This window comes from Klebsiella sp. CN_Kp104 (assembly GCF_040064515.1).
Taxonomy (GTDB): domain Bacteria; phylum Pseudomonadota; class Gammaproteobacteria; order Enterobacterales; family Enterobacteriaceae; genus Klebsiella; species Klebsiella aerogenes.
In genome coordinates, this window is record NZ_JBEAII010000002.1 from 138,110 (window position 1) to 160,335 (window position 22,226).

Here is a 22,226-nt window from a genome sequence, read left to right on the forward strand (position 1 = left end):
CCATGATGCCGGAACTGGGCAACTATCTGCTGTGTCTGGCGGCAGGGCTGGCGCTGCTGCTAAGTATCTTTCCGCTATGGGGCGCAGCGCGCCAGGAACGATGGCTGATGGCATTAGCCCGGCCGCTGGCCTGCGCGCTGTTTATCTGCATCATCGGCGCGTTTGCGCTGCTGGTGCATGCCTTTGTAATCAATGATTTCACCGTGCGCTATGTGGCGGAAAACTCCAACAGCGCGCTGCCGGTGTGGTACAGGGTGGCGGCCACCTGGGGAGCGCACGAAGGCTCTTTGCTGCTGTGGGTGCTGCTGCTCAGCGTGTGGACGTTCGCCGTCGCGCTCTTCAGTCGCCAGATGCCACCCGACGCGGTAGCGCGGGTGCTGGCGGTGATGGGAATGATCGCCTTCGGTTTCCTGCTTTTTATCCTGTTCACCTCCAATCCGTTCAGCCGCAGCCTGCCGCTGTATCCCGTAGATGGCCGCGATCTCAATCCTATGCTGCAGGATATCGGGATGATTTTTCATCCCCCAATCCTTTACATGGGCTACGTTGGCTTCTCGGTGGCCTTCGCCTTCGCGATTGCGTCGCTGCTGGCGGGGCGGCTGGATACCGCGTGGGCGCGATGGTCGCGCCCGTGGACGCAGGCGGCGTGGATGTTCCTGACACTTGGGATCGTGCTGGGCTCGGCGTGGGCCTATTACGAACTGGGCTGGGGCGGCTGGTGGTTCTGGGACCCGGTGGAAAACGCCTCGTTTATGCCGTGGCTGGTCGGCACCGCCTTGCTGCATTCGCTGGCGGTGACCGAAAAGCGCGGCAGCTTCCGCGCCTGGACGGTACTGCTGGCGCTGGCGGCTTTCTCGCTGTGCCTGCTGGGGACTTTTCTTGTGCGTTCCGGCGTGCTGGTATCGGTGCACTCGTTTGCCTCCGATCCGGCGCGCGGGATGTTTATACTGGCCTTGTTGACCCTCGCGATTGGCGGCTCGCTGCTGCTGTATGCGGTGAAAGGTGGGCGAGTGCGGGCGCGAGTGGAACATACGCTCTGGTCGCGCGAGTCGTTCCTGCTTGGCAACAATATTCTGCTGATGGCCGCGATGCTGGTGGTGCTATTAGGCACGCTGCTGCCGTTGGTGCATAAAGCGTTGGGGCTGGGGACGATATCGATCGGCGAACCGTTCTTCAATACCATGTTCACCGCGCTGATGGCGCCGTTTGCGCTGCTGCTGGGGCTGGGGCCGCTGATTCGTTGGCGCCGCGATGAGCCAGGTAAACAGCTTAAACGATTGGCGATATCACTTGTCGTGACGTTGTCACTTTCACTTGCGTTACCATGGCTTCTTCAGGACCGCATCACCGCGATGGCGGTCATCGGCCTGATGATGGCGCTATGGGTGCTTATCTTCGCGCTGATTGAAGTCCATGAACGGGCCACGCATCGCCACGGTTTCTGGCGCGGTCTGCGTACCTTAACGCGTAGCCAGTGGGGTATGGTGCTCGGCCATGTTGGCGTGGCGGTAACCGTCATTGGCATCACCTTCAGCCAGAACTACAGCATCGAGCGCGATGTCCGCATGCGGGCTGGCGACAGCCTCGATATTCATCGTTATCACTTCGTCTTCAAGGGCGTGCGTAATATCGTTGGGCCGAACTGGAGCGGCGGCGAGGGCGTGATTGCCGTCAGCCGCAATGGTCGCCCGGAAGCCACGCTGTATGCCGAAAAACGCTTTTACACCGCCAGCCGGATGATGATGACCGAAGCGGCCATCAGCGGCGGGTTTACCCGCGATCTTTACGCCGCGCTGGGAGAAGAGTTGGATGATGGCAGCTGGGCGGTGCGTCTGTACTACAAACCGTTCGTGCGCTGGATCTGGTACGGCGGCGTACTGATGGCGCTGGGTGGGCTGTGCTGTATGCTCGATCCGCGTTACCGCCGGTCGCGGCAACAGAAAACAGCAGCGGATCGCAATGACATTAACCGCTCGCTGTACCAGTCCCGACTGCGCGAACTAGAGCAGGAGCATACTGATAGTAATGAGGCGATGATCGTCGAGCTGCAACGTACGTTGCTGGCGGATATCTCGCCGCAGGAACAGACGCGCGTTCGGCCGCTTAGCCGCTGGTTGCTGCTACCGGGGGCGCTATTATTGGTCTTCGTCAGCGGCGGGCTGTATCTGAAAACCAGCGATGTGGGTCAGGTGCTGCTGTGGCGACAGAGCGAGCGCCATTATCCCGCGTTGCTGGCGCAGGCGAAAGATCCTACCGCAGCGCCGCTGCGGATGGATGAGTTGGCCCAGCTGAGGCTTGGGCTGCGCAGCCATCTGCAGGCTAGCCCTGACGATCTCGCCGGCTGGCAACTGCTTGGGCGGCTCGGTCTGCTGCTAAACGATGGCGAGACGGCGATCGGCGCGTTCGGGCGGGCGCATAAGCTGGCGCCGGATGACCCGGCGGCAAGTTTTGATTACGCCAGCGCGCTGGTGCGGGCGGGCGATAACGCGCAGATGCGGATGGGCGAGCTGTTGCTGCGCGATCTGCATCAGCGGCAGCCGAAAAACCTGCCGGTGTTGGAGATGCTGGCGCTCAGTGCGGTACGTAATGAAGACTATCCGCAGGCGGTAGCGGCGCTACAGCAGTTGCTGATGTTGTTGCCGGAGGGCGATGCCCGCCGCGAGGCGATTGCCCGCCAACTGGCTCAGGCGCAGCAGCAGGCGCGGTAAATATTTGCTTTTTCTGCACTGCTCCCCGGTCGCGCTGTCGCTTACCGGGGCTACAAATGGCAGTGACCGCGCGAACGGTAGGCCGGGTAAGGCGTAGCCGCTACCCGGCAAAATGCAGCCGTAACAGACGAAAAAAAGCCCCTGCGAACAGGCAGGGGCAAACCATGTCAGAGCTTATTTTTTATTAATTGAATACCATCCCGCCATCGATCAGCAGCGATTGACCGGTCATATAATCGGAATCCGGGCTGGCGAGATAAGAGACGCAGGCGGCGACATCTTCTGGCTCAGACAGGCGGCCGAGGGTGATGCGTTTGGCGAATTCGGCAGTTCCGTAGCCCAGAGGTTTACCCGCCGCTTCGGATACCTGACGATCGATCTCGGCCCACATCGGCGTTTTCACAATCCCCGGGCAGTAGCCGTTAACGGTAATACCCAGCGGCGCCAGGTCGCGAGCGGCGGTTTGCGTTAAACCGCGTACGGCGAATTTGCTCGAGCTGTAGACCGCCAGTTCCGGGTTGCCGACGTGGCCGGCCTGCGAACAGGCGTTGATGATTTTGCCGCCGTGCCCCTCTTTTTTAAAGGCCTCGACTGCCGCCTGAATCCCCCAGATCACCCCTTTAACGTTGATGTTGTAGACCTTGTCGACAATCTCCGGCGTAATGGATTCGATAGGCGTTGATGGCGCGACCCCGGCGTTATTGACGATGACGTTGAATCCGCCCAGCGTTTTTCGCGCCTGTTCGACGGCGGCAAACACCTGCTCACGGTCGGAAACATCGACTTTGACCGCGATTGCCCGGCCGCCGTGCTGGTTGATTTCATCCGCCACGGCTTTCGCTGTGACGTCATTGTAATCGGCGATCGCCACGGCAAAACCGTCCTTCACGAGGCGTAACGCGATAGCTTTACCAATGCCCTGACCGGCGCCGGTGACAAGTGCGACTTTTTTCATTTCCATTTCCTTTTGTGATGACTTAAAGAATTTGACTCAGGTGTAGCTGGCCCATCAGCAGCGGGTTATCACGGTAATCCACGGGGATGGCGACCACCGCCGGGCCGTCGACGTCCATCGCCGCGCGTAGCGTCGGCTCCAGCGCCTCAGCGCTTTCCACCGCAAACCCTTTCGCGCCGAAGGATTCGGCATAGGCTTTAAAATCCATAGGACCGAACTCGACGCCGGACAGGCGTTGATATTTTTTCTCTTCCTGGATGGCGACCATGTTGTAGCCGTTATCGACCCAGATAAGATGCAGGATGTTGGCTTTCAGGCGGACCGCCGTTTCCAGCTCCATGCTGGATTGCAGAAAACCGCCATCGCCGGAGACCGAGACCACTTTGCGCTGCGGATTGACCAGCCAGGCCCCGATGGCCCACGGCAGGGCGACGCCCATGGTCTGCTGACCGTTGGAGATCATCACCTGACGGGCGCGGAAGCTGTAGAGATAGCGGGCGATCCAGATATGGAAGCTCCCCATATCGACCGTCAGCGTGACGTCGCTATTCACGATATCCTGCATGGCGCGAACGATGCGCAGCGGGTGCAGAGCAAACTGATTCAACTGCGCCCCGCGGCGATCGAGCAGTTCGCGCTGATGCTGGCGGTCGTGGAGGATTTCAGCAGCCTGCGGCGAGAGCACCAGCCGATGATCGATATTTTGCGCCAGCTTGTTCAGCGTGCCGGCGATGTCGCCCACCAGCTCGACATCCGGCGTGTAGTTACGCTCTTCATAGGCGGGCAGTACGTCGATATGTACCAGCGTCGCGTTGCCGCTGTTCCACATCGCCGGTTCGTATTCCACCGGGCTATAGCCGATGCAGATAACCAGGTCGGCCAGTTGCAATAAGCGGTCACCGGCCTGATTGTTAAACAGCCCGACGCGCCCGGCGAAGCGCGAGAAGTTATCCTGATTGACCGCCCCGGCGGCCTGATAGGTGCTGGTGACCGGAATATGGCTGGTTTCCAGCAAACGATGCAGCGCGGCGCTGTTTTCCGTCTGGCTGGCCATTAATCCAAGCAGGAACACCGGATTCTTCGCCTGGGCAATCAACTTCGCAACCTGATTGATTGCCTCGTCAGGCGCGGCGCCCATCTGCGGCGCGCTGCTGGCGGGCAGGACTTTGCCGGTCACCGGACCATCGACCACATCCTGCGGCAGGCTGACGAAGGCGCTGCCCGGGCGCCCCTGTTCGGCGGCGCGAAAAGCGTTAGAAACCACTTCCGCCAGCGCATCCGGCGAGGTCACTTCTACCGCGTATTTGGTGACCGGGCTGAACATCGCCACCGTGTCCATACTCTGGTGTACCTGTTTGGCTTTATCGGCGCGTTTGACCGCGCCGCCCAGCGCCACCACCGGGTCGCCTTCGCTATTGGCGGTGGCCATCCCGGTTATCAGGTTGGAACAACCGGGTCCGGAGGTCACCAGCGCGACGCCCGCTTTGCCGGTAATGCGCCCGACCGCGGCGGCCATAAAGGCGGCGTTGGCCTCGTGGCGCACCGGAATAATGCGGATTGAGGAGTCCAGCAACGAGTCGAAAACCTTATCGATTTTAGCGCCGGGGATCCCGAAGACCTGCCGTACGCCTTGCGCTTCCAGTTGGCTGACGACCAGATCGGCGCCGTGCGCCCACTGGCGCTGCGGATACTGTTTGTCCATGTGAACCTCCTAACTTTCTACTGAACGGATGGCGGCATCGAGATTATCGGGATGCAAATTGGCCTGCAGGAACGCGCTGTCGGCGGGAAGGTCGATCATCAGCTTATGAATTTCGCCGAAGGTCAATACCCCATGGTCGAGCTGGTAGTCCAGCAGGTGGCCGCCGCCCTGGCGGTCATCGGTAATGAAGTGTTCGTGATAGCCGGCGACGTTAATTCCCTGCATATGCTGCGGGGTACGAAAACCGACCAGTACGCCGTCACGCTGGTTAAAGCGGAAAACCGGCTGATCGTCGAGCACGTCGGTCATCGCCCGGTAGGGCGGCGTCTGACGAGGCACGGTGCGGGTATGGGCGTGGCGGAAATGACCATCGATTCGCAGCGCGCAGAACAGATTGTCGGAAGGAATTTGCTGGTCAATAACCTCATGCAGCTGCTGGCGGCTGACCGGATGGTCAAAGGTTTTACGGTACTGCGGCTGAAACCAGGTCATCACCGCAAACGGCGTTTTCTGTTCCGGACGCGCTTTACGCGCGCTGCCGTCGGCACGCAATTGATAAACCTGGCTGCTAAACGCGATCAGCTCGCCGTCGAGTTCATTAAAAGTGCCGAGCCCGAAATCACCGTGCTTCAGCAGGTCCGCAATGGTGGTGGTACCTTCGTAGACGCCGCTGAGCAGGGCGCTCATCAGCGAAGTTTGATACAGCACGCTATCGGGATGCTGAGCGGAAAACGCGCGTAGCGTTTCACACAGACTCTCTTCACAGGTGCAATCTGAAGCATGATTCATGAGCCACTTCCTCGTTCAACAAATATAAGAAAGGTTAAATAAAGGTTGACCCGATTCAGCTCACAGTTCCAATATAGAAACCATGCTGGTTTGAGACGTTTTCGATATGGAACTTCGTTATCTACGCTATTTTGTCGCCGTCGCCCGCACGCGGCACTTCACCCGGGCAGCGAAAGAACTGGGTATCTCACAGCCACCGTTAAGTCAGCAAATTCAGCGGCTTGAGCGAGAGGTTGGCACTCCGCTGTTGCGTCGGCTAACCCGCGGGGTGGAGCTGACCGAAGCCGGGGAGTCCTTTTATGAAGATGCCTGCCAAATCCTCGCGCTGAGCGATGCGGCGCTGGAAAAGGCCAAGGGCATTGCCCGCGGAATGAACGGCAGCCTGTCGTTAGGCATTACCAGTTCTGATGCTTTCCATCCACAAATCTTCACGTTGCTGCACCGTTTTCAGCTCGATCACCCAGGCGTCATCCTCCATCAACTGGAGGGCAACATGGCAAATTTGATGGCGGCGCTGAGCGAGGCGGAGATCGATATCGCCTTTGTCCGTTTGCCGTGTGAAAGCAGTAAGGCGTTTAACTTGCGTATCATTGATGAAGAGCCAATGGTCATTGCGCTCCCGCGCGATAATCCATTGTCAGCGGAACCGACGCTGGCGCTGGAACAGTTGCGGGACGTCGCGCCGATCCTCTTCCCGCGCGAAGTGGCGCCGGGTTTGTATGAGCTGGTGTTCAATAGCTGCCTGCGCGCCGGGATCGATATGAACCGCGCCAGGCAGTCGTCGCAGATTTCATCGTCGCTGAGTATGGTTAACGCCGGATTTGGTTTCGCGCTGGTGCCGCAGTCGATGACCTGTATCGCGCTGCCCAACGTCAGCTATCAATCGATACAGGGGACGCCGGTCAAGACCGATATTGCCATCGCCTGGCGGCGCTTCGAGCGTTCGCGCACAGTGAAGCGATTTTTAGAGATGTTTTGATTATTGCCCCTGAGAAATAGCAGGCTGCGATCGTTCCGGTTTGCGGTACAGTAATGGCAGTTTTTTATTGCTGAAACCAACAGGGATGTATGATGAAAAAAGCATGGATATTTGTCGCGGCAGTCGTTGCGCTAAGCGGTTGTGCGCCGCTACACCCGTCGGATTGTCATAAAACCTCTGCCCTCGGTAGCTGTGACTCCGGGCGTTTTAGCGATGAGGATGAGTATGGTCAGCAGGCGAGGGGGATCAAAGAAGCCTTCGAGTCGCAACTTGCTGACCGCTACTCGTGGCGGGGAAAAAAGTGCCGCCTGCATTTAGAATTCGCCCAGGATGGCACTCTGGAAAAGATGAATACGGCTGAGGGAAATAAAGCCTATTGTGCCGCGCTGCGTGAGGCGGCAAAAAGTGCGACCTTCCCGCCGTTTACTAACGATAAAGTCTACAAGGCCTTTGCTCAATCGCGGTTTGATATGAAGGGTGAATAGCACGAACCAACCGGGGAGGAACAGACAGGCTCCCCGTTGGGAAGATAATTACTGCGCCACCCAGCCGCCATCCATATTCCACGCCGCGCCGCGAACCTGCGCGGCGGCGTCGCTGCATAAAAATAGCGCCATTTCCCCCAGTTGCTGAGGCGTCACGAATTCGCCGGAGGGTTGTTTTTCGGCAAGCAGCTGCGCTCTGGCCTGCTCAGGGTCGGCCCCCTCAGCGATACGTTTATCGATCTGCTGCTGAACCAGCGGCGTCAGTACCCAGCCGGGGCAAATCGCGTTGCAGGTAATGCCAGTACGCGCGGTCTCCAGCGCCAGCGTTTTGCTAAAACCAATCACCCCATGCTTGGCGGCGACATAGGCGGATTTCTCTTTCGAGGCGACTAACCCATGCACGGAGGCAATATTAATAATCCGCCCCCAGTTGCGCTCGCGCATGCCCGGCAGCGCCAGTCGGCTGGTGTGGAAGACGCTGGACAGATTTATCGCCAGAATATCGTTCCATTTTTCCACCGCGAACTGCTCCACTGGCGCCACATGCTGGATACCGGCGTTATTAATCACAATATCGACGCCGCCAAATTCGCTTTCGGTATAACGCATCATCGCTTCAATTTGCCCGACGTCGCGCAGGTCGGCATCGTGATAGCCGGGAATTTTACCCAGCGCGGCAACCTCGGCTCGCGCGCTCGTGCTGTCGCCAAAACCATTCAACACCAGCTGCGCGCCGGCCTGCGCCAGCACTTTGGCAATGCCTAAACCAATACCGCTGGTGGAGCCGGTGACCAGCGCTGTTTTACCGTTCAAATTCATTTCGTTACTCCTTAAATCAGGCATCAGACAATACCGGTTAAATAGAACACGGCAATGACAAACAGAACCGCGAGGCTTTTGATAAGCGTAATGGCGAAAATGCCGCCGTAAGCCTGGCGATGACTTAAGCCGGTGATTGCCAGCAGCGTGATGACGGCGCCGTTATGCGGCAGGGTATCCATGCCGCCGCTGGCCATTGAAGCGACGCGGTGGAGTACCTCAAGCGGAATATTAGCGGCGTGGGCGGCGGCCACGAAGGTATCGGACATTGCCGCCAGCGCGATGCTCATCCCGCCGGAGGCGGAGCCGGTGATCCCCGCCAGTACGGTTACGCTAATCGCCTCGTTTAACAGGGGATTGGGAATGGCGGTCAGTGCTTTCGACAACACCAGAAAACCCGGCAGGGCGGCAATCACCGCACCGAAACCATATTCCGAGGCGGTATTCATCGCCGCGAGGATCGCGCCGCCGACCGCCGTACGGCTGCCTTCCGCCAGACGGCCGCGAATATTACGAAAACCGAACACCAGCACCACGACGATACCGGATAGCAGCGCGGCCTCGACGGCCCAGATAGCGGTGATTTTGCCGACCTCGGTGACGATGGGTTTGGCAAGCCCTGGCAGCGTTAGCTCGTGGCTGGCGCCGTACCATTGCGGGATCCAGCGGGTAAACAGCAGGTTCAGCAGGCCAACCAGCAGCAGCGGGGCAATGGCGATCAGCGGATGCGGCAGATTGATGTTATCCGGCGTCTGCGGCTCGTTTTGCAGATCGGTACCGTAACCCTCGCCATTCGCGAGCGCTTTACGCCGCTGTCGTTCCAGCCACAGTAAACCGAAGGTGATGATAAACAATGAACCTATCAATCCAAGCCAGGGGGCGGCCCAGGCGTTGGTGCCAAAAAAGCTGGTGGGGATAATGTTCTGAATCTGCGGGGTGCCCGGCAGGGCATCCATGGTAAATGAGAATGCGCCCAGCGCGACGGTTGCCGGGATCAGTCGCTTCGGGATTCCGCTTTGGCGAAACAGTTCGGCGGCAAAGGGATAGACCGCAAAAGCCACCACGAACAGCGAAACGCCGCCGTAGGTCAGCAGGGCGCAGACCAGCACGATCACCGGGATCGCATGTCGACGCCCGAGAATTTGAATCGCGGCGGCGACGATGGAACGCGAGAAGCCCGATAGTTCAATCAGCTTGCCAAAGACGGCGCCGAGCAGAAATACCGGAAAATAGAGCTTCACGAAACCGACCATTTTTTCCATAAACAGGCCGGTAAAGGTCGGGCCTACCGCGCTCGGGTCGGTAAGCAGGACCGCGCCAAGCGCGGCGATAGGGGCAAACAGGATAACGCTGTATCCACGATACGCAGCCAGCATCAGTAATGCCAACGCGGCCAGGACAATCAACACACTCATTACGACTCCTCACTATCATTGTTATTGTCGGGGTACAAAACGAGAAGTTACGGTTTCAGGGCGTAGCGCAGCTGATGCTCACGGCGCGACTGTATTCGTTTCTGCCGGGTCTCATCCCAGCGATAAAAACCTTGCCCGCTGCGGGCGCCGGTAGCGCCTTGCGCAACCTTGTCGGCGACCAGCGACATCATGTCGCTGCCTGTGGCCAGTTCCGGCAGCAGGTGCTGGCAGATATCCTGGACGGTCGCCAGACCGGTCATATCGGCGGCTTCCAGCGGCCCGACCATCGCGTAGCGGCGGCCGAGCGAGGCGCGCATCACTTTGTCGACCACCTCCGGCGAAGCGATGCCGCTCTTAACGATATGCAGCGCTTCGCGCAGCAGGGCGAACTGTAGTCGGTTGCCGACGAACCCCGGCGCGGCGCGGTTGAGTACTACCGCTTCCAGCGAGCAGGAGGATAAAAAATCGCTGACCTGGTTGGCGAGATGCGGCAGGGTTGCGCTGCCCGGCACCACTTCCACCAGCGGGATAAAATGCGGCGGATGCCAGAAGTGGGCGATTAACAAGCGTTCCGGATGCCGCATACCCTGCGCCAACCGATCGGGCGGTAGTCCGCTGGTGTTGCTGGCGATAATGGCTTCGTCGGCTATTAAGGTTTCCAGTTCGCGGTATAAGGCGTGCTTGAGCGCCAGACGTTCCGGAATCGCTTCGATCAGCAAGGTCGCGTCAGCAAGATCGCCTAATGCCGTGGTGCCGGAGAGGCGCGAGAGCACCGCCGTACGCTGAGCGGCATCAAACTGCTCGCACTCTTCGAGCTCGCGCAAAATGGCGGCGGCGACGCCTGGAATCTCGCTAACGCGCGCCGGGTCGGTGTCGTAGAGGCGTACGGTGTGGCCGTGGCGGGCAAAATGACAGGCGATGCCGACGCCCATCAGGCCGGCGCCCAGTACCGCCAGTTGTGGTGTAAACATAGTGGCTCCTGTTAACGTTCGATGGTCATCGCGATACCCTGACCGCCGCCGACGCAAAGCGTCGCCAGGCCTTTGCTGGCATCGCGGCGCTGCATCTCGTGCAGCAGACTAACCAGAATGCGACATCCTGAGGCGCCAATCGGATGGCCGAGCGCGATAGCGCCGCCGTTGACGTTGACTTTCTGGCTGTCCCACTCCAGCAATTTGCCAACCGCCAGCGCCTGTACGGCAAAGGCCTCGTTGGCTTCGATGAGATCCACCTCGTCCAGCGACCAACCGGCGCGCTGCAGCGCCTTCCGGCAAGCGCTTACCGGGCCGATACCCATCACGGACGGATCGACGCCGGCCACCGCAGAGCTGACAATTCGCGCCAGCACCGGCAAGCCAAGCTGCCGCGCTTTATCGACGCTCATCAATAAGACTGCCGCGGCGCCATCGTTGAGCGAAGAGGCATTGCCCGCGGTGACGCTGCCATCCTCCGTGCGAAAGGCAGGGCGCAACTGCGCCAGCTGTTGTTCGCTGGTTTCCGGGCGCGGCTGTTCGTCTGCGTCCACCATGCGCGGCGCTTTTTTACCCTGAGGGACGCTAAGCGGCACTATCTCAGCCTGAAAGCGCCCGGCGGCTATCGCGGCGGCGGCTTTGCGTTGCGAAAGGGCGGCGAAGGCATCCTGCTGGGGGCGGGAGATATCAAAGGCGTCGGCGAGATTCTCGGCGGTGATGCCCATGTGATAGTCGTTAAACGCATCCCATAATCCGTCCTGAATCATGCTGTCCTGCATGCTGGCATGGCCGAAGCGCAGGCCATCGCGCGCGCCCTGAACCAGATATGGGGCATTGCTCATGCTCTCCTGGCCGCCGGCGATCACTATCTCCGCCTCGCCGCTGCGAATGGCCTGTACCGCCTGTTGCACGGCTTTCAGCCCGGAACCGCAAACCAGATTGACGGTAACGGCCGGAGTTTCAACCGGTAGCCCGGCGCGCAGCGCGGTTTGTCGCGCCGGATTCTGTCCGCAGCCGGCGGTTAATACCTGGCCAAAAATCAGTTCGTCAACGGCGCTGGCCGGTAGCTGTGTGCGTTCAAGCAGACCACGCACTACGGCGGCGCCAAGCTCGACGGCGGAAAGGGAAGACAAGGCGCCGCGAAAACTGCCGATTGGCGTACGTAGCGCGCAGACGATAGCGACTTCTTTCATATTGCCTCCTTAGTGAAGCGCATTTCGCGGACGTCATCGGCAATGACCAGCCGTCCCGCCGTTTTACGGGCAATTTCGTCAATGCTGACGCCAGGGGCGTATTCGCGCAGAACAAAGGCGCCGTCGCTAATTTCCAGTAGCGCGAGATCGGTGAGTACCCGGCGAATACAGCCCGCGCCGGTGAGCGGCAGGGTACATTGCGGGAGCAGTTTGGATTCGCCGTTTTTCGAGGCGTGCGTCATCACCACGATGATGTTTTGCGCGCCGGCCACCAGATCCATGGCGCCGCCCATGCCTTTCACCATTTTTCCCGGGATCATCCACGAGGCGATATTACCCGCGACATCGACTTCAAAAGCGCCGAGGACCGTGAGATCGACGTGGCCGCCGCGGATCATGGCGAAGGACTGGGCGGAGTCAAAAATTGCCGCCCCGGTTTGCGCGGTAACGGTCTGCTTGCCGGCGTTAATCATGTCGGCATCAATCGTTGACTCATCGGGAAATTCGCCCATCCCCAACAGGCCGTTTTCCGACTGCAGCATCACTTCAATACCGGCAGGAATATAGTTAGCGACCAGCGTGGGAATGCCGATACCGAGATTGACATAATCGCCGTCGCGCAGTTCCTGGGCGACGCGCATCGCCATTTGTTCGCGAGTTAACATATCAGTTCCCTCCGGCGCGCAGCGTGCGCTGTTCAATACGTTTTTCGAATTGCCCGACGATCAGCCGGTCGACATAAATACCGGGCGTATGGATAGCGGAGGGGGGGAGTTCGCCCGGCGCGACGATTTCTTCGACTTCCACTACCGTGATCCGTCCGGCGGTGGCCATCAACGGGTTAAAATTCTGCGCGGTGTGGCGATAAACCACGTTGCCGTACCAGTCGGCTTTCCAGCCCTTCACAAGGGCGAAATCGCCGCGAATAGCTTCTTCGAGAATGTAATGTTTACCGTCGAACTGACGCACCTCTTTACCTTCCGCTACCGGCGTGCCGTAACCGGTCGCGGTATAGAATCCGGGGATCCCGGCGCCGCCGGCGCGAATTTTCTCGGCAAGCGTACCTTGCGGGGTCAGTTCCACCGCCAGTTCGCCGCTTAGTACCAGTTGTTCAAAGAGGGCGTTTTCGCCAACGTAAGAGGCCACGACTTTGCGTACCTGGCGCGTTTCCAGCAGCATGCCGAGACCAAAGCCATCAACGCCGCAGTTATTAGAAACTACCGTCAGGCCCTGTACCTGGCGGCGTTTGACCTCGGCGATTAAGTTTTCCGGGATGCCGCACAGGCCGAAGCCGCCGGCCAGTAACGTCATGCCATCGGTTAATCCGTCCAGCGCCGCTTCATAGCTGGCGACGCGCTTATCCAGTCCTGCCATCATTTTTCTCCTGCCTTGCGATGGCTCTATCATTAAGGGCGCGGACTGATTTGATAATTTTGAATTTGTGACCCACTCATTTGGTTTTTTTATTAATTTATCGTTAACTAAATTCTTTCAATTAGTTAACAGGTAGAAAAATGAGAATGAGTGTCAAACAGTTACGCGCGTTTCTAGCGGTAGCTCACACTCTTAACTTCGCCCACGCCAGCGAGCGCCTGAACCTGTCGCAGCCGGCGCTGAGTTTGACCATTAAGGGGTTGGAAGAGGCGCTTGGCGGAGCATTGCTGCAGCGCAGCACCCGCAAAGTGACCTTAACCCAGGAGGGAGAAACTTTTCTGCCGATGGCCCGCCAGCTGCTGGCGGACTGGGATAATGCCGAAGAGGCGATGCGGCAAAGTTTCACCCTGCAGCGGGGAAAGATCTCCGTCGCCGCGATGCCGTCGTTTGCCGCTAACGTGCTGCCGGAAGTGCTTAAAGCCTTCCGCGACCGCTATGCGGGAGTCAACGTGACGGTGCATGACGTGATTAATGAGCAGGTCATTGAGATGGTGCGCGAAGGCCGGGTGGAGATGGGGATCGCGTTTGAGCCATCGCCCGGCAACAATCTGCTGTTTACGCCGCTGGCGGTGGATCGCTTTGTGGCGATCGTGCCGAAAACGTCGCCTTTGGCGAGTAAAAAGCAGTTGAGCTGGCGTGAACTGCTGACCCTGGATTTTATAACCCTGCAGCGGCCATCGGCGGTGCGTTTGATGCTGGAAGAAGAGTTGGCGCGTAGCGGTAGCCAGTTGGACGTGGCGCTGGAAAGTCATCAGTTGGTCACCGTCGGGCGGATGGTCGCCAGCGGTCTGGGCGGCAGCGCGGTGCCCGCGTTATGCCAGTCGCAGATGCAGTCGCTGGGAGCGGTTTGTCTACCGTTAAGCGATCCGCCGATTGAAAAGTGTATTGGCGTTATTCATGCCGGACATATGCAGTTGTCGAAGGCGGCGCAGGCGCTGCTGGAAACGCTAAAGGGCTTTTTGCCCGCTTAGGCAGTTACAGGCGAAAAAAACCGGCCTGGTTAGCCGGTTTAATCATTAGATTTTGCAGGCATCGCCGCAATCATCATCGGCAACAATCGCCTGCGCTTTTTTATCCGCTTCGTCCAGGCGTTCAGCGTTACGCTCTTCCGCTTCTTCCAGGCCGCTAAAGACCAGGTTGTCGAGATCAATTTCCATGAGTTACCCACATAAGTTCAGTTTTAACCGTCATCAATTATAGGGCAAAGCGTAGGGCGATGCATCTCATCGGCCGATTGCCGCACATTACGTTAATACCGTGCCCAGACTGAGTATTTCGTAGTTTTCAACGATAAGAGCTATCAAATTCATTTTATGAATTAAAAAATTCTAAACATTTTATGCGGTTAAATTTTACATAAAATTTACATGTCCATATACTTTCTTACGTTCTTCGCCCTGGTTTGGGGCGTCCAACCAACAGGTTAACTGCGCTGAGCGGCATCGCTTATCGATCGGCGCTTTAAAAATAAATGCTTTGGTTATATCGACATCTGTCGAATGGGATGAAATATGGACGAACAAAAAGGTCATGGTCGAAGGATTTTCTTCACCATCTACCGATTGCTTTTTGTGTTACTGAGTTTTGGCATTGGGATTTTCTTAACTATCTGGGGCGGCAAGCTGCTCTCGCTCGGCGGCAGCGCCTGGTATCTGTTAGCCGGTCTCGCTTATCTTATCATCGCCGTTGGGTACTTCACTCGTAGTCAATACGCGCTGCCTCTTGCTGTTATTACCTTCCTGTTAACGCTGGTCTGGGCGCTGTATGAAGTGCAGCTCAGCTACTGGGGCCTGATCCCTCGTCTGGTGGTTCCTGCGCTGATGCTAATGCTGGCCCTGTGGCTGGCGGCGGCGATGCCGGTGGCTCGCGTGCGTCTGGCGAACTGGAGCGCCACGGTTATTTTTATCGCGCTGCTGGCGACGCTGGTTTCGGCGTTCTATCCGCACGGCGGCATCCACAATGGCGTCGCGAAAGCGGCGAGCGACAATAGTGCGACGCAGGCGGCAAAAAGCGATAACTGGGAGTTCTTTGGCCGCGATGCCTCCGGCACCCGTTTCGCGCCGTATACCGATATTACCCCGGAAAATGTTCATAAGCTGAAAGTCGCCTGGACCTACCACACAGGCCGCCGCCTGACCGGCCCGGCCATTGGCGTTGATGAAAATACGCCGTTGCAAATTGGCGATACGCTCTATTCCTGTACGCCGCTCAACGTGGTGACCGCCATTGATGCCGATACCGGCAAGGCGCGCTGGCGCTTTGACCCGCACGCGCAGACGGCGGAACATGTGACCTGCCGCGGTGTGGGTTACTATGACGTGCAGAGCGACGATACGCTCAGCGCGGAAGAAAAAGCGAGCCCGGCGCTGCAACAGTGTCCGCAGCGGATCATGGTATCGACCGTGGATGCGCGCCTGCTGGCGCTGAATGCCAAAACCGGCGAACTGTGCGCTGATTTCGGCGACCACGGTAGCGTGGATCTGAAGCAGGGCATGGGCGACACCGAAAACAGCAAACGCTACCATCCGACTTCAACGCCGGTGATCATGGGGCATATTGCGGTGCTGGGCGGCTGGGTACGCGATATCGTACACGGCGAGCCATCCGGGGTCGTACGCGCTTTTGACGTACGCGATGGTAAAGTCGTCTGGGCCTGGGATGTTGGCAAGCCGGAAAATATCACCGACCCGGAAAAAGGCCGCGTTTATACCCTCGAAACGCCGAACGTGTGGACCATTCCCGGCTTTGATAAAGAGCTGAATCTGGTCTATCTGCCGACCGGCAACGGTCCGCCGGACTACTGGGGCGGCGATCGTAATGAAGCGAAAGAGAAATATGGCTCCGCGGTGGTGGCGGTGGATGCCAGTACCGGTAAAACAAAATGGGTTTTCCAGACCGTTCACCACGATATCTGGGATTATGATCTCCCATCGCAGCCGGTACTGTTCCACATGAAAAACGAGCAGGGCGAGGACGTCCCGGTGCTGATCCAGACCACCAAAACCGGACAGATTTACGTGCTCGATCGCCGCACCGGCAAACCGGTGACCCGTGTTGAAGAGCTGCCCGTCGCTCATCAGGGGGCGGAGGGCGAACATCTGTCTGCCACCCAGCCGTTCTCTACCGGCATGCCGCAGTTAGGCGTCGAGCCGTTGAGCGAAAAATCAATGTGGGGCGTGACGCCGTTCGACCAACTGATGTGCCGTATCGATTTTAAAGAGTCGACCTACCTTGGCATGTATACGCCGCCGTCAGAGAAACCGTATATCGAGTGGCCAAGCCTGCTCGGCGGCATGAACTGGGGCGGCATCACCATCGATGAACGTACCGGTACGCTGTTCGTCAACGATATGCGTATGCCGTTGCGGATGTCGCTGGTGCGCAAGGAAGAGATGGCGAAATACAAAGTCTCCACCGACGAAGTCCCTGGCTTTATGGGTACCGTTCGCCCGCAAGTTGCCGGGCCTTACGGCGGCGTGCGTATCGACATCCTGCAGTCCGCGCTGGGCGTGCCCTGTAATACCCCGCCGTTTGGTACCATGAGCGCTATTGACCTGAACAGCCGTCAGCTACTGTGGCAGGTGCCGATGGGCTCGGTGGAAGATACCGGTCCGCTGGGGATGAAAACCCATCTGCATATCCCGCTGGGGATGCCGACGCTGGGCGGCCCAACCTCCACCGCCTCGGGCCTGGTGTTCTTCGCCGGTACCCAGGATAACTACCTGCGGGCGCTGGATTCCGCCAGCGGTAAAGAGCTGTGGCGCGCTCGCTTGCCGGTAGGCGCGGTAGCGGCGCCGCTGGTCTACAAATCGCCGAAAACCGGCAAAGAGTATGTGCTGATTTCCGCCGGCGGCGCCAGCCACTCGCCGGACGTCGGGGACGATATCATCGCCTACGCGCTGGAGGAATAACCTCTCTAAACGAAACAGGTCCCGGTAAACGGGACCTGTTCCTGGCTGACAGCCAGGGGAGGTAGCAGGGGGCAATGCTGGACTTTCACTCTTTGAATATCACTCTGCGCAATACGCTGCCCTGCGGCATTGACGTAGGCCAGAGACATCGGCGAACCCGTGGTTTTCTCTACTCTCAAATCAGTAAAATCCATTGCACGGCAATATTCTTAGCGCTTTCCGCCAGTCCGTCTGGATCCTCATTATTCCCTGTCGCATAAAGCAAAAAAAAGCCCATCCTGATGATGGGCCTTTTTGACGTTCGGCGTGTAGCCTGAAAGGTGAAAAAATTAATCAAAAACGCCGTTAATGACGGAAGTGACGATTGCGGTACTTAACGCAACCAGCACTAAATCATCGCCTACTGCACGCCATTCATAACCCGGGTAGTAAGGCAGATCGTTAATCATAGATGCCGGCAACGTTTTTTTGGCAATACCTGGAGGTAATGGTTTGCCGCGAACCACATTTTTTGCAATACCCGGCGGTAGCGCCTGATAACCTACCAGACCATAATTCACCGCCAGAGAACGGGCTCGCGAGAAGCTAATATCAGAGTCGACATGGTCGGGTTTGCCGTAGTTTTTACGGTTACCGTGATCCTCTTTCGACTTATCATTTCCCTGGCCTTTGTTGCTGTGGTCACTGCTGTTGCCATGGTTACCGCTATTGCCGTGGTTTCCACCGCTATTACCGTGGTTGCCACCTCCGCCGCTATTGCCATGACCTCCGCCACCCCCGTTGCCATTACCAGGGTTGGCATAAACTGGTGCGGCAAGGACGGCGAGCGAAATAACCGCCGCAAGTGCAGATTTGAGAGTGCGACGCTTAATCATAAGGGTGTTCCTTAAAGTGAAGTACACGCTTTGAAGATATGACGTGCGCATAACCTTAACAATGTCATGTTTTCTTATTTTTATACTCCGTAGAAAATATGCCTCGCCTCATGCTGGTCATCACTATCCTGCCCAATGACAGGCGACCAGGTGTCCAGGCGAAATTTCACGAAGCGTCGGCGCCTGACTGCGGCAGCGGTCACTTGCCTGCGGGCAGCGTGACGAAAACCGGCAGCCCTCAGGCGGGCGCGACGGATCCGGGATTTCCCCCTGAACGACCGCCTGTGGTTCGCTTTCAGGATCGAGGGTGGGTACCGCGGCCAGCAGCGCCTGGGTATAGGGATGAAGAGGGCGGCTAAACAGCGCATCGCGGCTGGCGGTTTCCACCAGTTGACCGAGGTACATCACCGCCACGTCGTCGCACAGATGCTCCACGACTCCGAGGTCATGGGAGATGAATAGAAAGGTGACGCCACGCTCGTCGCGCAGGTCGGCAAACAGATTGATAATCTGCGCCTGAATCGACACATCGAGTGCGGAAATGGGTTCATCGGCGACGATAAAGTCCGGATTGAGGATAAGCGCGCGGGCGATGCCGATGCGCTGCCGCTGACCGCCGGAAAATTCATGCGGAAAACGGTGGTAATGCTGAGGCGCCAGCCCGCATATCTTCATCACCGCAATGACTTTCTCATAGAGTTCAGCGCGCGTGCATAGTTTATGCTGCAGCATCGCCTCGCCAATCGCCTCGCCGATGCGAATGCGTGGGTTCAGTGAACTATAGGGATCCTGAAACACCAGTTGAATTTTCGGTCGTAGGGCCTGCATTGCCGCCGCTGACAGTTCGGATAACTCCTGACCGCGGAATTTAATGCTGCCGGCGGTCTTTTCATACAATCCAAGCAAGGTTCGACCAACGGTGGTTTTACCACTACCGGATTCTCCGACGAGGCCGAAAATCGTTCCCGGACGGATATTAAAACTGACGTCATCGACCGCGCGCAGTTCGCCGGTCTGCTGGCCGAACAGGCCGTCGCGCAGCGGGAAATACTTTTTCAAGCCATTAACTTCAATTAAATAGGGCTGGTTCATACCACCGACTCCGCGAATTGACTATAAAAACAGGCCGCCTGATGCGAGGACCCTAAAAGTGGCGGGGTGTCCTGACGGCAGCGTGCGGTTGCCTGTTCGCAGCGATCGGCAAACGCGCAGCCCGCAGGCAGTTGCGCGAGATCCGGCACCTGACCGGGAATGGAGTAAAGCCGGCGGCGGCGCGCGCCCGGCACCGGACGCGAGGCGATAAGTCCGCGGGTATAGGGGTGCTGGGGCTGGCGCAGCACCTCGACGGTGGTTCCCTGTTCGACAATCCGCCCGGCATACATTACGACGACCCTTTCGGCCATCTGCGCGATTACCCCCAGATCGTGGGTGATCAGCAGCATCGCCATCTGGCTTTCGCGCGCGCGGTCACGTATCAGACGCAGGATCTGCGCCTGCACGGTGACATCCAGCGCGGTAGTTGGTTCATCCGCTATCAATAATTGCGGCCCGCAGCTCAGCGCCATGGCGATCATCACCCGTTGCAGCATACCGCCGGAAAGTTGATGCGGATAGTACGCCATCAGGCTTTCGCTGCGCGCCAGTCCCACCTCGTTCAACAGGTGTATTGCACGCTGCCAGGCGGCTTGCGGCGAGTCGCCGCGGTGGCGGATGAGCGGCTCGCAGAGCTGTTCGCCTATGGTCAGTACCGGGTTGAGCGCCGACATCGGCTCCTGGAAGATCATCGCCAACTGGTTGCCGCGCAGGTCGGCCATGTGACGCGCTTTCAGCGTGAGCAGATCGCGTCCTTCGAAAAGGATCTCGCCGCCGTCAATGCGCGCGGCCTGGGGAGGCAATAGGCCCATTAGCGACATGGCGGTCACGCTTTTGCCGCAGCCGGACTCACCGACGATACCTACCGTTTGCCCGGCCTGAATCGAAAAAGAGACCTCCTGTACCGCGCGCACCCGGCTTCCTTCAGCAGCGAAAGAGACCGAAAGTTGCTTAAAAGAAATTAATGGTGCGCTCATTTCAGCCTCTGTTTCATTTTCGGGTCCATTGCGTCGCGCAGGCCGTCACCCAGCACGTTGATAGCAATGACGGTAATAAAGATGGCAATCCCCGGAGGCATCCATAGCCAGGGTCGCCGCTGAAAATCAATCAGGCTGTTGGCGGCATCCATCATATTGCCCCACGACGGCGTCGGCGGTACTACGCCAAGGCCAAGGTAGCTCAGCGCCGATTCGCTCAGAATGGCGTTAGCGACCGCCATTGTCGCCATCACCACCAGTATCGGGATGGTATTGGGCAGTAGGTGGCCAAACAGGCGGCGGCGCGCTGATAACCCCAGTACCTGCGTCGCCAGCATAAAATCGCGCTCGCGTAGCGACAGGCACTGCCCGCGCACCAGCCGCGCCAGCTTTGGCCACTCCAGCAGGCTGAGCATAATCACCACCATCCAGATGCGGGAATCCGGCGAAAAATCGAGCTCGGAGAGCATCGCGCCGGCGACGATTAATAAAGGCAGACTGGGGATCGTCATCACCAGATCGGCCAGCCGCATAATCAGTTTATCGGTGAGCCCGCCGACGTAGCCCGACAGCGCTCCCAGCAGGTAGCCCAGCGTTACCGACAGCAGCATGGTCAGCAGGCCGATTATCAGCGAAATGCGCCCGGCCAGTAGTAGACGCGTATAGATATCGCGGCCAAGAAAATCGGTCCCCAGCCAGTGTTCGGCGCCGGGCGGTTTGTTGACCATCAGCGCATCGGTGGCGTCATCTTTCCACGGCGACCATATCGGTCCGAGTACGCACCACGTGGCCATCACCGCAAGCAGGATTAAACACAGCATCGCCATCCGGTTGCGGCGCAGTTGGCGCCATGCCTGACGCCATGGAGAGGGGGTTATTTGCGCAAGCGCGGGGATTGTCGCCTGGCGCAGGCGGCGACGGTAACCAAACAGGGAAGTTATCATCATTACCTCACTCGAATGCGCGGATCGGCCCACGCGTAGAGCACATCGGCCAGTAAATTACCGATGATCGTCAGCACCGCCAGAAACAGGGTAAACCCCATCAATACCGGATAATCGCGAGCGGCCAGCGAATCGATATGAATGTGCCCGGCGCCCGGCCAGTTAAATACTTTTTCGGTAATGATGGCGCCAGAGAACAATCCCGGCAGTTCGAAGCCAAGCAGGGTGATGACCGGCAGTAGCGCATTGCGCAGCGCGTGTTTCATGATAACCGTGCGTTCTCGCAGCCCTTTAGCTCGGGCGGTACGAATGAAATCCATCTTCACCACGTCAAGCATGCTGGCGCGAAAATAGCGCGTCAGGCTGCCGGCCTGCAGCATCACCAGCGCCAGTACCGGCAGTACCAGATGAGCGGCGACCTGCAGCACATACCGCCAGCCGCTATCGTCGCTACCGGTATTGGTCATCCCGCCTACCGGCAGCCAGTGGAGGTCGACGGCAAACCACTTAATCAGCAGCAAGCAGAGGAAAAAGGTGGGGAAGGACATGGCGGCGAACACCGCGATACTCACCAGATGATCGAACCATGAATTAGGTCTGAGCGCGGAGACTACGCCAACCGTCAGGCCGATACCCCAGTAGAAGACCAGCGCCACGCTTGCCAGCAGGAAGGAGTTCCAGATGTACTGGTTCAGTAACTGGCTGACCGGAATTTGGTATTGCAGCGAGAAGCCTAAATCCCCGCGCAGCAGTTGCCCCAGCCAGTGAAGGTAGCGGGTGAAGAGCGGCTGGTCGAGGCCGTATATCGCCTTCAGTTCGGCGGCGCGGGCGGCCGTCAGGGTAATGTTGCCATCGATAAAGTCGCCGGGGGTTTTGGCAAAGAGCATAAAAATGATAAAGGAGGCCAGCAGCAGCATCGGCAGCGTTTGCAATAGGCGCCTCAGGATGAAATTTTTCATAACATTCTCACATCAGCC

The 22,226-nt window shown here is 58.4% G+C and carries 20 protein-coding genes; 5 read left to right on the top strand and 15 right to left on the bottom strand.

Annotation, left to right across the window (positions count from 1 at the left end):
* The first annotated feature begins 2 nt into the window (after positions 1-2).
* Complete coding sequence (ccmI, locus tag ABLU80_RS02615; RefSeq protein WP_260841809.1) at positions 3-2,708, top strand: c-type cytochrome biogenesis protein CcmI; 2,706 nt, start codon at positions 3-5, stop codon at positions 2,706-2,708.
* 184 nt (positions 2,709-2,892) lie between these two features.
* Here ccmI and ABLU80_RS02620 read toward each other — a convergent pair whose 3' ends face one another.
* The 3 genes from ABLU80_RS02620 to budA are packed head-to-tail and all read right to left on the bottom strand — an operon-like array spanning position 2,893 to position 6,154.
* Positions 2,893-3,663: a (S)-acetoin forming diacetyl reductase gene (locus ABLU80_RS02620; protein WP_015366942.1), complete on the bottom strand. Its 771-nt coding sequence runs from the start codon at positions 3,661-3,663 to the stop codon at positions 2,893-2,895.
* Between the two features lie 22 nt (positions 3,664-3,685).
* The gene (gene alsS, locus ABLU80_RS02625; protein WP_015705187.1) at positions 3,686-5,365 is read right to left on the bottom strand and encodes an acetolactate synthase AlsS; all 1,680 of its coding nucleotides are present in this window, start codon (positions 5,363-5,365) and stop codon (positions 3,686-3,688) included.
* A 9-nt stretch (positions 5,366-5,374) separates the two neighbouring features.
* Entirely contained in the window at positions 5,375-6,154 is a 780-nt protein-coding gene (gene budA / locus ABLU80_RS02630) for an acetolactate decarboxylase (RefSeq protein WP_015705188.1), read from the bottom strand.
* 106 nt (positions 6,155-6,260) lie between these two features.
* Between budA and ABLU80_RS02635 the strand changes: the two genes are divergently transcribed.
* Positions 6,261-7,133 (top strand): LysR family transcriptional regulator, encoded by an 873-nt coding sequence (locus ABLU80_RS02635; RefSeq protein ID WP_196092597.1) that lies wholly within the window; start codon positions 6,261-6,263, stop codon positions 7,131-7,133.
* Positions 7,134-7,225: 92 nt separating this feature from the next.
* Positions 7,226-7,618 (top strand): cell envelope integrity TolA C-terminal domain-containing protein, encoded by a 393-nt coding sequence (locus ABLU80_RS02640; RefSeq protein ID WP_260841811.1) that lies wholly within the window; start codon positions 7,226-7,228, stop codon positions 7,616-7,618.
* Positions 7,619-7,666: 48 nt separating this feature from the next.
* Here ABLU80_RS02640 and ABLU80_RS02645 read toward each other — a convergent pair whose 3' ends face one another.
* Genes ABLU80_RS02645 through ABLU80_RS02670 form a run of 6 tightly spaced genes read right to left on the bottom strand, consistent with a single transcriptional unit; the run spans position 7,667 to position 13,390 of the window.
* Positions 7,667-8,437: a 3-hydroxybutyrate dehydrogenase gene (locus ABLU80_RS02645; protein WP_015366937.1), complete on the bottom strand. Its 771-nt coding sequence runs from the start codon at positions 8,435-8,437 to the stop codon at positions 7,667-7,669.
* Between the two features lie 23 nt (positions 8,438-8,460).
* Complete coding sequence (locus tag ABLU80_RS02650) at positions 8,461-9,852, bottom strand: GntP family permease (protein ID WP_348849666.1); 1,392 nt, start codon at positions 9,850-9,852, stop codon at positions 8,461-8,463.
* A gap of 47 nt (positions 9,853-9,899) precedes the next feature.
* Entirely contained in the window at positions 9,900-10,823 is a 924-nt protein-coding gene (locus ABLU80_RS02655) for a 3-hydroxyacyl-CoA dehydrogenase family protein (protein WP_047079720.1), read from the bottom strand.
* Between the two features lie 11 nt (positions 10,824-10,834).
* Positions 10,835-12,016 (bottom strand): acetyl-CoA C-acetyltransferase, encoded by a 1,182-nt coding sequence (locus ABLU80_RS02660; RefSeq protein WP_032707871.1) that lies wholly within the window; start codon positions 12,014-12,016, stop codon positions 10,835-10,837.
* On the bottom strand, positions 12,013-12,681 hold the full coding sequence (locus ABLU80_RS02665; RefSeq protein WP_015366933.1) for a CoA transferase subunit B: 669 nt from the start codon (positions 12,679-12,681) through the stop codon (positions 12,013-12,015). Before ABLU80_RS02665 ends, ABLU80_RS02660 begins: the two co-directional genes overlap by 4 nt.
* Position 12,682: 1 nt before the next feature.
* Complete coding sequence (locus tag ABLU80_RS02670; RefSeq protein WP_015705192.1) at positions 12,683-13,390, bottom strand: CoA transferase subunit A; 708 nt, start codon at positions 13,388-13,390, stop codon at positions 12,683-12,685.
* A gap of 140 nt (positions 13,391-13,530) precedes the next feature.
* Here ABLU80_RS02670 and ABLU80_RS02675 point away from each other — a divergent pair, with 140 nt between their 5' ends.
* Positions 13,531-14,421 (top strand): LysR family transcriptional regulator, encoded by an 891-nt coding sequence (locus ABLU80_RS02675; RefSeq protein ID WP_020079025.1) that lies wholly within the window; start codon positions 13,531-13,533, stop codon positions 14,419-14,421.
* 45 nt (positions 14,422-14,466) lie between these two features.
* On the opposite strand, the gene ABLU80_RS02680 is transcribed toward ABLU80_RS02675, so the two are convergent.
* The gene (locus ABLU80_RS02680; protein WP_015705194.1) at positions 14,467-14,607 is read right to left on the bottom strand and encodes a hypothetical protein; all 141 of its coding nucleotides are present in this window, start codon (positions 14,605-14,607) and stop codon (positions 14,467-14,469) included.
* 354 nt (positions 14,608-14,961) lie between these two features.
* Here ABLU80_RS02680 and ABLU80_RS02685 point away from each other — a divergent pair, with 354 nt between their 5' ends.
* Positions 14,962-17,361, top strand: coding sequence for a membrane-bound PQQ-dependent dehydrogenase, glucose/quinate/shikimate family (locus ABLU80_RS02685; RefSeq protein WP_046883923.1), 2,400 nt, complete (start codon positions 14,962-14,964; stop codon positions 17,359-17,361).
* A 329-nt stretch (positions 17,362-17,690) separates the two neighbouring features.
* On the opposite strand, the gene ABLU80_RS02690 is transcribed toward ABLU80_RS02685, so the two are convergent.
* From ABLU80_RS02690 to ABLU80_RS02710, 5 genes are all read right to left on the bottom strand, one after another.
* On the bottom strand, positions 17,691-18,236 hold the full coding sequence (locus tag ABLU80_RS02690) for an anti-virulence regulator CigR family protein (RefSeq protein WP_015366928.1): 546 nt from the start codon (positions 18,234-18,236) through the stop codon (positions 17,691-17,693).
* Positions 18,237-18,359: 123 nt separating this feature from the next.
* Positions 18,360-19,328 carry an oligopeptide/dipeptide ABC transporter ATP-binding protein gene (locus ABLU80_RS02695; RefSeq protein ID WP_285177045.1) on the bottom strand — a complete coding sequence of 323 codons (969 nt, stop codon included), beginning with the start codon at positions 19,326-19,328 and terminating at the stop codon, positions 18,360-18,362.
* Positions 19,325-20,305 (bottom strand): ABC transporter ATP-binding protein, encoded by a 981-nt coding sequence (locus ABLU80_RS02700; protein ID WP_063445715.1) that lies wholly within the window; start codon positions 20,303-20,305, stop codon positions 19,325-19,327. The genes ABLU80_RS02695 and ABLU80_RS02700 overlap by 4 nt, the downstream gene beginning before the upstream one ends.
* Positions 20,302-21,249, bottom strand: a complete 948-nt coding sequence (opp4C, locus tag ABLU80_RS02705) for an oligopeptide ABC transporter permease (protein WP_032707879.1) — start codon at positions 21,247-21,249, stop codon at positions 20,302-20,304. Before opp4C ends, ABLU80_RS02700 begins: the two co-directional genes overlap by 4 nt.
* 2 nt (positions 21,250-21,251) lie before the next feature.
* Positions 21,252-22,208, bottom strand: a complete 957-nt coding sequence (locus ABLU80_RS02710) for an ABC transporter permease (protein WP_020079022.1) — start codon at positions 22,206-22,208, stop codon at positions 21,252-21,254.
* Between the last annotated feature and the right edge of the window lie 18 nt (positions 22,209-22,226).